10 protein-coding genes and 2 pseudogenes are annotated in these 14,580 nt (G+C 61.8%); 10 read left to right on the plus strand and 2 right to left on the minus strand.

Annotated features, from left to right (window positions below; all coding sequences use genetic code 11):
* Positions 1-122: 122 nt before the first annotated feature.
* Entirely contained in the window at positions 123-1,499 is a 1,377-nt protein-coding gene (locus GWQ22_RS13085) for a PLP-dependent aminotransferase family protein (RefSeq protein WP_212512793.1), read from the minus strand.
* A 115-nt stretch (positions 1,500-1,614) separates the two neighbouring features.
* On the opposite strand from GWQ22_RS13085, the gene GWQ22_RS13090 reads away from it, so the two are divergent.
* The 10 genes and pseudogenes from GWQ22_RS13090 (at position 1,615) to putP (ending at position 13,192) form a co-directional block, all read left to right on the plus strand.
* Positions 1,615-2,211: a LysE family translocator gene (locus GWQ22_RS13090; RefSeq protein WP_042038533.1), complete on the plus strand. Its 597-nt coding sequence runs from the start codon at positions 1,615-1,617 to the stop codon at positions 2,209-2,211.
* Between the two features lie 115 nt (positions 2,212-2,326).
* A complete protein-coding gene (locus tag GWQ22_RS13095) occupies positions 2,327-2,917 on the plus strand; it encodes a LysE family translocator (protein ID WP_042038532.1) in 591 nt (196 codons plus the stop codon).
* Positions 2,918-3,043: 126 nt separating this feature from the next.
* Positions 3,044-3,736 (plus strand): aspartate/glutamate racemase family protein, encoded by a 693-nt coding sequence (locus GWQ22_RS13100; RefSeq protein WP_275930571.1) that lies wholly within the window; start codon positions 3,044-3,046, stop codon positions 3,734-3,736.
* Positions 3,737-3,864: 128 nt separating this feature from the next.
* A pseudogene (gene cueO, locus GWQ22_RS13105) lies at positions 3,865-5,478 on the plus strand (multicopper oxidase CueO).
* A gap of 157 nt (positions 5,479-5,635) precedes the next feature.
* Complete coding sequence (locus GWQ22_RS13110; RefSeq protein WP_042038528.1) at positions 5,636-6,742, plus strand: 1-acyl-sn-glycerol-3-phosphate acyltransferase; 1,107 nt, start codon at positions 5,636-5,638, stop codon at positions 6,740-6,742.
* Positions 6,743-7,045: 303 nt separating this feature from the next.
* A pseudogene (locus GWQ22_RS13115) lies at positions 7,046-7,516 on the plus strand (YhcH/YjgK/YiaL family protein).
* 175 nt (positions 7,517-7,691) lie between these two features.
* A complete protein-coding gene (locus GWQ22_RS13120; RefSeq protein ID WP_275930572.1) occupies positions 7,692-8,891 on the plus strand; it encodes an acetate kinase in 1,200 nt (399 codons plus the stop codon).
* A 135-nt stretch (positions 8,892-9,026) separates the two neighbouring features.
* On the plus strand, positions 9,027-10,280 hold the full coding sequence (locus GWQ22_RS13125; protein ID WP_275930573.1) for a mechanosensitive ion channel domain-containing protein: 1,254 nt from the start codon (positions 9,027-9,029) through the stop codon (positions 10,278-10,280).
* Positions 10,281-10,457: 177 nt separating this feature from the next.
* The gene (locus GWQ22_RS13130; protein WP_275930574.1) at positions 10,458-11,384 is read left to right on the plus strand and encodes a L,D-transpeptidase family protein; all 927 of its coding nucleotides are present in this window, start codon (positions 10,458-10,460) and stop codon (positions 11,382-11,384) included.
* Between the two features lie 287 nt (positions 11,385-11,671).
* Positions 11,672-13,192: a sodium/proline symporter PutP gene (gene putP / locus GWQ22_RS13135; RefSeq protein WP_042038522.1), complete on the plus strand. Its 1,521-nt coding sequence runs from the start codon at positions 11,672-11,674 to the stop codon at positions 13,190-13,192.
* A 126-nt stretch (positions 13,193-13,318) separates the two neighbouring features.
* Here the strand turns inward: putP and GWQ22_RS13140 are convergent, their stop codons facing one another.
* Positions 13,319-14,140, minus strand: a complete 822-nt coding sequence (locus GWQ22_RS13140; protein WP_275930575.1) for an alpha/beta hydrolase — start codon at positions 14,138-14,140, stop codon at positions 13,319-13,321.
* Positions 14,141-14,580 lie beyond the last annotated feature (440 nt).

Raw genomic sequence — 14,580 nt, forward strand, 5'->3', positions numbered from 1 at the left:
TCGTTGGTGAGGTAGTCGCGGCTGGCCTGTTCCAGGCCTGGACCTTTGGCGGAGAAGGGGCCGTCGTTCTGGCGGATCAGGCGGGGCCCCACAGATCTGGGCGTATAGGGCCAAACAGTGGCTTATAGCAGGGGATTGGGGGGCGGGGAGCCCCGCAGCAGCTGTGCCAGCCGCTCCAGCCCCTCGGCGACGCGGGCATCCGTGGCCGGTTGGCTCAGGCTCAGCCTTACCCCTTGCGGCGCGGCGAATTGGCCGGCGGCGAAGTGTTCCCCGCTCGCCACCCCGACGTCAAGGGCGTTGGCGGCCTCGGCGAACGCCTGGCTGCGCCAGGGTTCCGGTAGCGGCAGCCAGGCGTGCATGGATCCCGCCTGCCAGTGTGCTCCCGGCAGCAGGTGGCGCAGCAGCTCGCCGCGACGTGCCAGGATCTGCCGCTGCTGCTCGACCAATGGCATGATCTGGCGCTGGCTCACCAGCTTGCAGGCCAGCTCGATCAAGAGTGGACTCACCATCCAGCTCGACAGTCGCATCGCCTGGGCGAAGGCGTTGCGCAGGGCGGGCGGCGCCAGCACGAAGCCGACCCGCAGGCCGCCGCAGGCGATCTTGGCCAGGCTGCCCAGATAGATGATCCGCTCCGGCGCCAGGTTGATCAGGGGCGCCACCGGGATCTGGGGCAGCAGGCCGTTGACGTCATCCTCGATGATCAGCAGATCGTGGCGGCGGGCGATGGCGACGACGGCTTCGCGCCGCGCCTGGCTCATGATGGCGGTGGTGGGATTTTGCAATGTGGGGGTGAGGTAGAGCAGCTTGGCTCGCCGCGTGCGACAGGCGGCCTCCAGCGCCGCGGGGATCAACCCCTCCTCGTCCATCGCCAGTCCCACTACCTGATTCTGCAACTGGCGGGCATTGCCCAACATGCCGGGATAGCTGAGCCCCTCGCATAAAATGGTCTCCCCCACGCAGCCGGTGGCCAGCAGGGAGAGCATGATGCCGTGCTGGGCGCCGTGGCTGAACAGCAGGCGCTCCTCGCTGCCGTGTACCCCCTGCTCGGCCAGCCAGTCGATGAACAGCTGACGCTGACCGGGCTGGCCTGCCTCCTTGTCGTAGCCGAGCAGGGCATTGAGATCCCCGTTGGCCAGCTCCCCCAGCATGGGACGTATGATGGCGGCCCTGTCCAGCTGCACCGGCAGGTTCTGCCACAACTCGATGCGGTGCCCCTCCTCCTTGCGGATCACCCACTCGTTGGCCGGATCCATGCCCGCTTCCTTGACCCAGGTGCCGTGTCCCACCTTGGCGGCCAGCAGGCCGCGTCGCTCCGCCTCGCCATAGGCGCGGGTGACTGTGCCGACCGTGACGCCCAGCCGATCCGCCAGGGCCCTGTGGGTAGGCAAGCGGGTCTGTGGTGACAGGGTGCCATTCTGAATGGCCTGCTCTATGGCTTTCACCAGTTTGAGATAGAGGGGGCCATCGAAGGAGGTCAGGTCCGGGGTCCAGATTGTCATGGTGACAATAAATCCATTGATCCAAATTTGTTCGCAATATAGCGTGAATAAACACTCAATAACAATCAAGAATGGCACATTGTATCGATACAATGTGTGCAATTCAGGAGTCATGATGACGATCGAATGGTATGCCACCCTGTTTGGCTTTGCCGTGCTCACCTGCGGTACGCCAGGCCCCAACAACCTCATGCTGACCGCCTCCGGTGCCAACTTCGGGGTGCGTCGCACCCTGCCACACCTGATCGGTGTGGCGGTGGGCCAGCCTGTGCTGCAACTGGTGCTGGCGCTGGGGCTCTATCCTCTGTTCGAGCGTTGGCCCCTGCTGCGGCTGGGGTTGCAGATCTTCGGCAGCCTCTATCTGCTGCTGCTGGCGTGGCGTATCGCCGTGGCTGGTACACCGGGTGATCCGGCCCGACGCGCCCGTCCGCTGACCCTGCTGGAAGGGCTGGGTTTTCAGTTTCTCAATCCCAAAGCCTGGATGATGGGGATCTCCGCCATCAGTCTGTTCAGCCTGACCGGGGCCAGCTACTGGCCGAGCCAGCTCGCCGTGATGACCATGTTTGTGCTGGTTGCCCTGCCTGTCTGCTTTGTCTGGGTCTTGTTCGGCCATCAGCTGAGCAACTGGATCAGCACGGATCGGGGCTGGCGCCGCCTCAACGGCTCCCTCGGTGTGCTGACTGCGCTCTGTGTCGTCATGCTCTGGTATTGAGCCGCGCTGTGCTGGCGGGCAAGAAAGAGCCATTTCTGACTTGTCGCCACGGGGCTGGCTCTGCATATTAGAAGGCTTGCCGCCGAGCCGGCGTTTGTATCATCAAGAGGTTGAGATGGATCTGAACTGGGTGTTTCCCCTGGCGGGCTTTGCCCTCATCACCTGCGCCACGCCGGGCCCCAACAACATGTTGCTCACCAGTGCCGGGGCGGCGCAGGGGTTTCGCCGCACCATTCCCCTGCTGGTAGGGGTCGTCGGGGGGATCAACCTGATGATCCTGGCCACGGCGCTGGGGCTGGGCGTCATGTTTGAAAAGGTGCCGCTGCTGCACGACGGCCTCAAGCTCATCGGCTCGGCCTACCTGCTCTGGCTGGCCTGGAAGGTGGCGACCGCCAGCGGCCCGGCGCAGAGCAACCGGCCGCTCATCCCTGCCCATCAGGGCGCCATGCTGCAACTGCTCAATCCCAAGGCCTGGATGATGGCGCTTTCCGCCATCAGCGGCTTCACCCTGGCGGGAGAGGCCTACTGGCCCTCCGCGGTCTGGGTGCTCGGCATCTTTTTCGTGACTGGCCTCTATACCGGTGCCTTCTGGGTGCTGTTCGGTGCCCAGGTGCGCCGCATCATCCGCACTGCCCGTGGCTGGCGTCGTTTCAATCTGGGCATGGGGCTCGCCACGGCGGCCTGCGTGCTGATGATCTGGATTTAGTTCGGGCCAGACTGTGAGCCCGGGCCTTTACCGGCTGTCTTGTTGGCCCTGCGGGGCCTTTTTTATTCCATTGGCGGTGCGACGTGACGCGCGCCGCCTTCTGCTCGGTTTGTACAAGGAGATCACATGAAATGCATCGGTCTGTTGGGTGGTATGAGCTGGGAGTCCACCGTCAGCTACTATCAGGCGCTCAACCGGGGCGTGCGCGCTCGGCTCGGCGGCCTGCACTCGGCGCGGGTGTTGGTCAATAGCGTCGATTTTGCCGAGATAGAGCGTCTGCAACACGCCGGCGACTGGCCCGCCACCGCCCGCTTGCTGGCGGCGGCCGCGCGGGATCTGCAAGCAGGCGGTGCCGATTTTCTGCTGATCGGCACCAACACAATGCACAAGGTGGCGCCCGAGATTGAGGCTGCCATCGATATTCCGCTGCTCCATATCGCCGATGCCACCGCCCGTCGCCTGCAAGCGGGCGGGATACAAAGGGTCGGGCTGCTCGGCACCCGCTTCACCATGGAGCAGGATTTCTACAAGGGGCGGTTGCAGGATCAGTTCGGGCTGACGGTGCTGGTGCCCGGCGAGGCGCAGCGGGAGCGGGTGCACCGCATCATCTATGACGAGCTCTGTCTGGGGCAGATCCGTGCATCGTCGCGGGTCGAGTACCTGGCCATCATCGCCGAGCTGGCCGAGGCGGGTGCCCAGGCGGTGATCCTCGGTTGCACCGAGATTGCCCTGCTGGTGGGGGATGCCGAGGCTGCAGTGCCGCTTTATGACACCACGGCCATCCACGCCGAGGCGGCGGTCAGCCTGGCGCTGGCCTGAGGGGTATGATGCCCTGCTGGCAAGCGGACAAGTTGGCGTTTGTCCGTCATCCTGCCCGATAGGGCTTGACCTTGCCATAGGGGGGCTGCTTAGGCTGAAGGTCAGCTTCTGCCAACGAGGATTGACTCATGCAGCGTCGCGATTTTCTCAAACTCTCCACCGCGCTCGGCGCAGCCGGCGCCCTGCCCTGGTGGGGCCGGGCCTTCGCCGCCGAGCGGCCCGCCCTGCCCATTCCCGCCGTGCTCGAACCGGATGAAAGCGGGGTGATCCAGCTGATCGCCCAGCCTGGTCAGATGCACTGGCGGCGTCAGCCGACCCACAGCTGGGGCTATAACGGCAACCTGCTCGGCCCCACGCTGCGAGCCCGGCAGGGGCAGGCGGTACGGATCTGCGTCAGCAACCGGCTGGCCGAGACCAGCACGGTACATTGGCACGGGCTGGAGGTGCCGGGCACCGCAGATGGCGGCCCCCAGGCCAGTATTCCCCCCGGCAAGCAGTGGCGAGCGGCATTTCGCATCGAGCAACCCGCCGCCACCTGCTGGTATCACCCCCATACCCACGGCCAGACCGGTCATCAGGTGGCCATGGGGCTGGCGGGGCTCTTCATTCTCGACGATGAGGAGAGCCTGCGACTGCCGCTGCCGCAGCGTTGGGGGCTGGACGACATACCGCTGGTGTTGCAGGACAAGCGGCTGGACGGCCAGGATCAGCTGGATTACCAGCTGGACGTGTTGAGTGCGGCGGTCGGCTGGTTTGGTGATCTGATGCTGACCAATGGCGTCGAGTATCCGAGCCATGCCGCTCCCCGTGGCTGGCTGAGGTTGCGGCTGCTCAACGGCTGCAATGCCCGCTCCCTCACGCTGGCGGCCAGCGATGGGCGAGCACTCTATGTGATCGGCAGCGATGGCGGTCTGCTGGCGGAGCCGGTGGTGCTAAGCGAGCTGGCGTTGCTGCCGGGGGAGCGGTTCGAGGTGATGGTGGATGCCCGCAACGGCAAGCCGTTCGATCTGATCTCTCTGCCGGTGCGCCAGATGGGGATGACGCTGGCGCCGTTCGATGCCGCCTTGCCCGTGCTGCCCGAGTGGCAGGGGCTGGCGAGCCGTACCCTGACGCTGTCGATGGATCCCGAGTTGGACCGGCAGGGGATGCAGGCGCTGATGAGCCGCTATGGTCACGCTGCCATGGCGGGCATGAGCATGGATCATGGCAGTGCCGAGGCGGGCATGGCGATGGGGGCGATGAAGGGAGCGCAAGGCGATGCCGGTGGTATGGCGGGGATGGACCATGGTGATATGGTCATGCCTGCGGGGGAGATGCAGCACGGCACCATGGCTGGGATGCAAGGCACCATGGCCGGGATGCAGGGTGGCAAGGGCAGTGCCAAGCCGCTGGATCTGCACAGCGGCAACCGGATCAACGGTCAGCCCTTTGCCATGAATGACCCGCAGTTTGCGGTCAAGCTGGGCCAGACCGAGCGCTGGATCATCTCGGGGGAGGGGGACATGATGCTGCACCCCTTCCATATCCATGGCACCCGTTTCCGGATCCTGAGCGAGAACGGCCAGCCGGTGGCGCCCCACCGTGCCGGCTGGAAGGACATTGTGAATGTCGAGGGTGGGCGCAGTTAGGTGCTGGTGCGTTTCGATCACCCGGCGCCCAGGGAACGCGCCTACATGGCGCACTGCCACCTGCTGGAGCACGAGGACACAGGTATGATGGTCTCGTTCACAGTGGAAGCTTGAAAAAATGGCCCGAACGGGGCCATTTGTTCATTTCACTGGTCAGATCTCACTATCTGCGCACATCACATACCCCTTGGCATAAAAGCGTGTAAAATTGCGCCCTGAATTTCCCGGCCAACTCGGTTGGCCGCGGCTCCTTACACGCAAGGCTGACATTGTGACTGAAGTAGATAGATTCGCGGACATTCGCCCCTACCGCGATGAAGAAGTGCCGGCAGCCATAGAACGGCTGATCCAGGATGATGAATTTATCGGCGCCATCGCCAAGTATCGTTTCGGCTCCCTGATGAGCTGGCTTGGCTGGGCCATTCGCCCGCTGATCCGCCAATTCCTGCGCTACAAGTGGTACAAGGTGACCACCATTCATCAGGTGCAGATGGGGGTGACCCATTACATGTCCCGCATGATAGCCACCTCCACCAAGGGCGTGACCTTCTCCGGCCTCGAACACCTCAAGAAAGAGCAGGGCTATCTGTTAGTCTCCAACCACAGGGACATCGCCATGGATCCGGCGTTCGTCAACTGGGGGCTGCACACCCATGGGTTTGATACGGTGCGCATCGCCATCGGTGACAACCTGCTGCGCAAACCCTGCGCCACCGAGTTGATGAAGCTCAACAAGAGCTTCATCGTCAAGCGCTCCGCCAAGGGGCCGCGGGAGATGATGAAAATGCTCGGCGAGCTGTCCGCCTATATCGGCCAGTCGGTGCACGAGGGTCACTCCATCTGGATCGCCCAGAAGGAAGGGCGCGCCAAGAATGGCGATGACAAGACGGATCCGGCCATCCTCAAGATGTTCTATGTGGACGGCAAGAAGCAGAAAATCGACTTCGTCGACTACATGCGCAGCCTCAACATAGTGCCGGTCAGCATCAGCTACGAGGTGGATCCCACCGACAAGGCCAAGGCGCGCGAGTTGTACGAGAAGTCAGTCAACGGCAGCTACGAGAAGGGCGAGTTCGAGGACATCGAAAGCATAGTCGCCGGCATCGTCGGCCAGAAGGGGCGGGTACATGTCTCCTTCGGCGCCCCCATCACCGAGGGCTTCAGCGATCCGGACGAACTGGCGGCGCTGATCGACAAGGCGATCTGGGGCAACTATCGCCTCTTCCCGGGCAACTATCTGGCTGCAGATGTGTCCGGCAAGGCCAATACCATAGAGCAGGCGGCCTTCCTGACCCGTCAGTCAGAGGTACCTGAAGAGCACAAGAGCATCTGGCGCGCCATGTACGCCAAGCCGGTGGAAAACGCCCGCAAGGTTTGAATGACACCGGTTGTGCGAAAAAAACGGGAGCAGATGCTCCCGTTTTTGCGTCTGGTCAAAGTCGACGGCGATGGAGTAGTGAATAATATTGTTTCAGCTGGTACGATCACTGGGCGAATACGCTTGCGCCTCTTGGCAAGCTGCGGATGAGTGTGTAACAGTGCCCTCATCACGCTCGGCACGAGCACATGCTCGACTCTTGTCTGCACGGATTGCAGACGGTGTGACACAAGGACCTGAACAGGGTCCTTTTTCATTTTGCGGCAAAGATGTTGCCGGAATACACCTAAGGATCCGCTCGCCATGATTACCGGCAGTCTGAATACCCTGCAGCGCACGCCGCTGCCCACCCCGCTGGATCGCATCATGGTCGAGGTGGTGAAGAGCGTGGAATAGTGGCTGAATGCGTCGCTCGGCAAGACAGAGATCGACGGCCTCACGCTGTTCTGTCTGGTGAGTGAAGAGCTGACCGAGCCGGCAGCGGATCGCCGTGGCGAGTTCCATCAGCAGTATCTGGATATCCAGCTGCTGCTGCGCGGTGAAGAGTGGATAGGTGTCGGGCCTCATGCCTATGTCAATGCAGGCGCCGATCATCCCCATCCCGATCTCTGGTTCGTCGACGACGAACAGACCAGTTATCTGGCGTTGCAGCCCGGCGACTTCGCCATCTTCTGGCCGGGAGAGCTGCATCGCCCCCTCTGTACCCCCAACCAGCCGGCTCAGGTGAAGAAGCTGGTGGTCAAGGTGCACAGGGATCTGCTGGCTGGCCTGTAACCGCCGGCGCAGCATGGCGAAGATGAGTGCACGGCATCATCAGAACCTGCACTTAACGTATTGAAAAATTGGGCGCACTTTCCTGCGACCATAAGCCCCCGGCAGGGGAATCCCATCCACTTCTGGATGACACGACACTGTTGGCACAAAGCCGAAGCACAGGAAGATGTAGAACATGAGCAAGTTGGTATTGATCCTTAACTGCGGTAGCTCTTCCCTGAAATTTGCCGTAATGGACGCCGAAACAGGTGAGGACATGCTGTCCGGCCTGGCCGAATGCTTCAATCTGGATGATGCACGTATCAAATGGAAACTCCACGGGGTCAAGGGCGAAGCCATGCTGGGAGCGGGCGCCGCACACCAGGCTGCCCTCGACCACATAGTGGGTCATATCCTGCCCCAGGATCCCTCTCTGGCCGAGCAGCTGGTGGCCATCGGCCATCGCATCGTGCACGGTGGCGAGCAGTTCTCCCGCTCCGTTCGCATCGATGATGGCGTGATCGCCGGCATCGAAGCCGCCATTCCGTTCGCTCCCCTGCACAACCCGGCGCACCTCATCGGCATCCGTGCCGCGCTCAAGGTCTTCCCGGCCCTGGTCGAGAAGAACGTGGCCGTCTTCGACACCGCTTTCCATCAGACTCTGCCGCAGGAAGCCTATCTCTACGCACTGCCCTACAAGCTCTATACAGAGAATGGCATCCGTCGTTACGGCGCCCATGGCACCTCCCACCGCTTCATCGCACAAGAGGCCGCCAAGGCACTGGGCAAGCCGCTGACCGAGCTCAACATCATCAACTGCCACCTGGGCAACGGTGCCTCCGTCTGCGCCATCAAGAACGGCGAGTCCGTCGACACCTCCATGGGCCTGACCCCGCTGGAAGGGCTGGCAATGGGCACTCGTTGTGGCGACATAGACCCCGCGATCGTCTTCTTCATGCACGACCAGCTCGGTTACAGCGTGGACGAGATCAACCACACCCTCACCCGTGAGTCCGGTCTGCTGGGCCTGACCGAAGTGAGCAGTGACTGCCGCTATGTCACCACCCACTATGCGAGCGACGCTGGCGCCAAGCGTGCGCTGGATGTCTTCACCTACCGGGTGGCCAAGTATGTCGGTGCCTATGCCGCCGCCATGGAGGGTCGTCTGGACGCCCTGGTGTTCACCGGTGGTATCGGTGAAAACGCCGCCATGGTGCGCGAGATGGTGCTGGATCGTCTGGCCCTGTTCGGCTTCAAGGTCGATAAAGAAGCGAACAATGCCGCCGTGCTCGGTGGCGAGGGTCCCATCACGGCCGAAGGCAGCCGCTTGGCGCTGGTGATGCCCACCAACGAAGAGTTGGTGATCGCACGCGATGCCCTGAGCTTGGTCGGCTAACGCCACCTACGCGCTCAATCAACGCCCGGCTCATGCCGGGCGTTGTCGTTTCCGGCCTCTGGATGAGCAGCTTGTCATTTGACATGGGATAGTAGATACGTACCCTGACGACTGTTGCACGCATTGGAGGTAGGGATGAAGGAGATATTTTTTCACTGGCTGACCGACATGGGGATCGAAGTCAGCGGTCTGATGGCACTGGTGATCGCTCTGGGCTTTATCGTCCTTACTGCGCTGCTACTGCACATGCTGTTGCACCGGGTGCTGCTGGTACGGCTGGTCGGCATCCTCGGCAAGACCCAGCAGGTGTGGCTGCCGCCTCAGCTGCAGCAGCGCCTGTTTTTCCGGCTCGCCCTGGTGTTTCAGGGGGTCGTGCTGCTCGGTCAGGCCGAGATCTGGCTGCCGCGCAGCTCAGAGAGCCTGCACTGGATCGAGATGCTGGCCCAGTTATGGATCCTGTTGTTCCTGCTGCTGGCGCTGTTTGCCCTGCTCGACTGCATGCTGTTGGTGAGCCGCTATACCCCCCGCCTCGGGCGGGAGCTGCCCCTGCGCGGTATCTTCCAGGGGGTCAAGCTGGTCGGCAGCATCATGGTCGGCATCCTGATGATCTCCATGTTGCTCGGCAAGTCACCGCTGTTCCTGTTCAGCGGCCTGGGGGCCATGACAGCCGTGCTGATGTTGGTGTTCAAGGATCCCATCCTCGGCCTGGTCGCGGGGATCCAGCTCTCCGCCAACCGCATGCTGACCGTTGGCGACTGGCTGCAGATGGACAAGTACGGTGCCGACGGCGAGGTGACCGATATCGGCCTCACCACCGTCAAGGTGTCGAACTGGGACAAGACCATCACCACTATTCCTACCTATGCGCTCATCTCCGACTCCTTCAAGAACTGGCAGGGGATGACAGAATCCGGTGGCCGTCGCATCAAGCGCAGCGTCAATATCGACATGACCAGCGTGCGCTTCCTGACCGTGGATGAGCAGATGCAGCTCAAGCAGGCCCAGCTGCTGGCGCCCTATCTCAGCCGCAAGGAGCAGGAGCTGAGCACCTATAACCAACAGCTGAGCGAAGCCTTGAGCTGCCCCATCAACGGGCGTCACCTCACCAACCTGGGTACGCTGCGCGCTTATCTGGATGCCTACTTGCGGGCCCATACCGGTATTCGTAAGGACATGACGCTGATAGTGCGCCAGCTGGCACCGACCCCTGACGGTCTGCCGCTGGAGATCTATTGCTTTACCGCGACCACCGCCTGGGCCGATTACGAAGGGATCCAGTCCGATGTTTTCGACCATATCTTCGCCATCATTGATCAATTTCATCTGCGGTTGCACCAATCTCCCACAGGTTACGATATGCGCACCTGGCAGAGGGGACAAATGGAGTGAGGAAACGGGTCGAGGTGGCAGGGGAAACGCCATATTAATCATCGACCCGTATCCAGTTGCCAGTTGAAATTTGGTGTGCAGAGGAGAAAAATGGCGGCCTTCTCTTCGCGCCCCTGATCCCTCTTGAATCAGCTGTCAGCCCTGAGACGTCAATCAAGTCATCATCATGGGAAAGTTATGAAGCTCCTTCGCAATCGTGCGGCTGCTCTGTGCTGCAGCCTTGTTCTGGCCGCCGCGCCAGTGCTTGCTGTTGAATATGCCCTGCCTGCGGCCAACAGCCGTCTGGTGGGTGAAAATCTGGAATACGTGGTGCCGGCAGAGGAAAATGGCCAGCCGCTGGAAGCCGTTGCCGCCAAATTCCAGTTGGGTCTTACCAACATGCTTGAGGCCAACCCCAAAGTGGATCCCCTGCTGCTGCAGACCGGTGAGACGCTGATAGTGCCGCATCAGCTGATCCTGCCGGATGCCCCGCGCGAGGGCATAGTGCTGAACGTGGCCGAGATGCGCCTCTACTACTACCCGAAAGGCAAGAAGGTGGTGGAAGTGCTGCCCATCGGCATCGGCCAGCTCGGCACCGACACCCCGGAAAACTGGGTGACCAGCGTGCAGCGCAAGAAGGCGGGCCCGACCTGGACCCCGACCGCCAAGATGCACGCCGAGTATGCCGCCCGTGGCGAGCGCCTGCCAGCAGTCTGGCCCGCTGGCCCGGACAACCCCATGGGGCTGTTTGCGCTCTACATCGGCAAGATGTACGCCATTCACGGCACCAATGCCCAGTTCGGCATCGGCCTGCGGGTGAGCCACGGTTGCGTGCGTCTGCGTAACGAAGACATCGAATACCTGTTCAGGAAGATACCGGTCGGTGCGCGGGTGCAGTTCGTCAACCAGCCCATCAAGGCCACCGTCGAGCCGGATGGTCGCCGTTATCTGGAAGTGCATCAGCCGCTCTCCCGCAGCCAGGAGGAGTTCAATTCCAGCCTGCCTGCTCCGCTGCCCATGACCCAGGCCGCGACCCGCTTTATCGCCCATGCCGACAGCGACTCCCGGCTGGTCAAGCAGGCGCTGGAGCAGCGCAGCGGCATGCCGATTGCCATCAATCGCTGATCCTGTCGTTCATCGTCTCAAGCCCCGATCGTTGGTCGGGGCTTTTTTTACCGCCATGCCGGTAGGAGCATGGGGCAGGGCGACCCGATAAGCGTTTGCTGCATCAGGATAAAATCTGGCGTACTGCTCCTTGAGTGGTTCGTTAGTTAAAGATGAAACGTTTATATTGTGTTTTTTATTTGTTAAAAGTGGTTGAGGTCATGGGATCTGCTGATTAAGCTAGGGCGGTTTTTTAAGGAAGAGCCCGTCGTCAGAACGGGTACACACGTTACCTAATGGAGTTTTGAATGACAGCCAGCACCCCAATGCTTATCACCTTTTTGGTGTATATCCTCGGGATGGTCCTGATAGGTTTTATCGCCTATCGCGCCACCCGCAACTTTGACGACTATATTCTCGGCGGCCGCCGCATGGGGAGCTGGGTCACCGCCCTCTCCGCCGGGGCCTCCGACATGAGCGGATGGCTCCTGATGGGCCTGCCGGGCGCCGTCTTCATCGGCGGTATCTCCGAGAGCTGGATCGCCATCGGCCTCACCCTGGGGGCCTATCTCAACTGGCGCTGGGTTGCCGGACGGCTGCGGGTTCACACCGAGAAGAACCGCAACGCCCTGACCCTGCCGGACTACTTTACCTACCGCTTCGAGGACAAGAGCCGTGTGCTGCGCATCCTCTCCGCCCTGGTGATCCTGCTGTTTTTCACCATCTACTGCGCCTCCGGCGTGGTGGCCGGTGCCCGCCTGTTCGAGAGCACCTTCGGCATGAACTATGAGACGGCCCTCTGGGTCGGTGCCGCAGCGACCATCACCTACACCTTCTTCGGCGGCTTCCTCGCGGTGAGCTGGACCGATACGGTGCAGGCCACCCTGATGATCTTCGCCCTGATCCTGACGCCGGTATTCGTCATCATTGCCGTCGGCGGCATCGACACCGCCATGGTGCAGGTGGCGGCACAGAACGCCAGCAACCTCGACATGTTCAAGAACCTGGACTTCATCGCCATCATTTCGCTGATGGCCTGGGGTCTGGGCTACTTCGGCCAGCCCCACATACTGGCGCGCTTCATGGCGGCGGACTCCCACCACTCCATGGCCAATGCCCGTCGTATCAGCATGACCTGGATGGTGCTCTGCCTTGGTGGCGCCGTGGCCATCGGCTTCTTCGGCCTCTCCTACTTTGCCACCTTCACCGAGCACGCAGCCGGTGTCACCGGCAACCCGGAGCGGGTCTTTATCGAGCTCTCCAAGATCCTGTTCAACCCCTGGATTGCCGGCGTGCTGCTCTCCGCCATTCTGGCGGCCGTGATGAGTACCCTCAGCTGTCAGCTGCTGGTCTGCTCCAGCGCCATCACCGAAGATCTCTACAAGCCGTTCCTGCGCAAGAATGCCTCCCAGAAAGAGCTAGTGTGGGTCGGCCGCCTGATGGTGCTGGCCATCGCCGTGGTCGCCATCGGTGTTGCCATGAACCCGGAGAACCGGGTGCTGGGGCTGGTGAGCTACGCCTGGGCTGGCTTCGGTGCCGCCTTCGGTCCCGTGGTGCTGCTCTCCGTGCTCTGGTCGCGCATGACCCGCAATGGCGCCCTGGCGGGCATGTTGGTCGGTGCCCTGACCGTCATCATCTGGAAGCAGTTTGGCTGGCTGGGGCTGTATGAAATCATCCCGGGCTTCCTCTTCTCCGGGTTGGCGATCCTGGTGTTCAGCCTGCTGGACAAGGCCCCCTCCAAGGCCATGGTGGATCGCTTCGACGAGGCCGAGCGCGAGTTCCAGACTCCGCTACCCGCCAGCATGAGCGAGCCGGTCGCCGTCAACTGAGTTGGCTACTGTCGATAACAAGCAGCCCCGCGATGCGGGGCTTTTTCATGGCAGCCTGGCTGGCTCGGCCTGCACCCAGCACGGCTGGGGTACAGATAACCCCGGCTGGGCGGGAAGGATCCCTGCTTATCGCTGTGTGGTGAGCCAGCGTTGCAGATGCTGTACAAACAGCGCGGGCTGCTCGATAGGGTAGAGGTGGCCTGTGTGTGGCACCAGCAGGCGTGTGCAGGCGGAAATGGCGTTGCCAAGCGCCTCGCAGACCAGCGCATACAGTGCTCTGGTATCTGCGCCCTGCACGATGCAGGTGGGCACGCTGAGCCCGGCAAGGCGCTCTGGCGACCAATCCGGCCGCTCGCGCTGGCTCAGTTGCTTGGGCAGGCTGGCGGCCTCTGCCAGCTGCGCCTGCTGCCACTTGAGCGGCTGCGCTGAAAAATAGCCTGCATGACCGCCCGAGCCATCGATCAGGGTCGCCACGGCCTCTTGCAGCAACCCTTCCCCAACCTGACCAAACACGGGGCCAAACATGGCTCCGGCATCGGCCATAAAGGCAGCCATGGCATGCTCATCCAGCGTTCCCGGGCAACCCGGCTCCACCAGATAGAGGCTTTGGAATCGCTCCGGTGCCATCAAGGCGGCGGTCAGGGCAACATCCGCCCCGTATGACCAGCCCGCCAGATGCACTGGCCCGCACGGCAATTGTTCCAGCAGGGCAAGCAGATCGCTGGCGTGAGTCTCAAGACCGAAAGGCCCCTCTTTGCCCGCCTCGCCAAAGTGACGCAGGGTCGGGGTATAGACGGTGTAGTGGGGTGAGAGTTGCTCGATATGTTCGAGCCAGAGGGTATGGTTGGCCAGTGCGCCGTGGATCAGCAGTAGCGGCTCGCCCGATCCGGCTCGCAGGCAGGGCAGCGGGCTGCCATTGATAAGAAAAGTGTGAGTCTGTGACTGCATATCAACGCCTCCCCGGCGTGTCATTGAAGCGGAAGAGTATATGACAACCGCCTTACTGCGGGGGAGAGGCTACCGTTGCACTCTGATTGGCATGGGTCTACACGATATAAGTGCCATTTTTGGGAAATTCATAAATAAAACTTATAGTGGGCCGAATATGTGGGTGACTACCTTTAAGCTGCCAATACGGGCTCCCCAAGAGGAGCCCGACCCTGAAGGACTGTGGCGAGTCACTCTCTTTTGTAGGCCTGATTAGCGACGTGTAATCAGGCGATCGCGGTGGAATGAGCGTTTGTGGGCTGGTGATAATCAGTGCCTGTCTCTTGATCAGATCTTGATCCCCGAAGCCATCATCTCTTTGGCGGCAATAAAGCCGTCCAGTTTACTTTGCAGTGTTTGCCAGCCTTCCCAGAGTGAGCTCCAGCCTGCAATCCCTGTTC

Source organism: Aeromonas sp. 1HA1, assembly GCF_029237385.1.
Classification (GTDB): domain Bacteria; phylum Pseudomonadota; class Gammaproteobacteria; order Enterobacterales; family Aeromonadaceae; genus Aeromonas; species Aeromonas popoffii.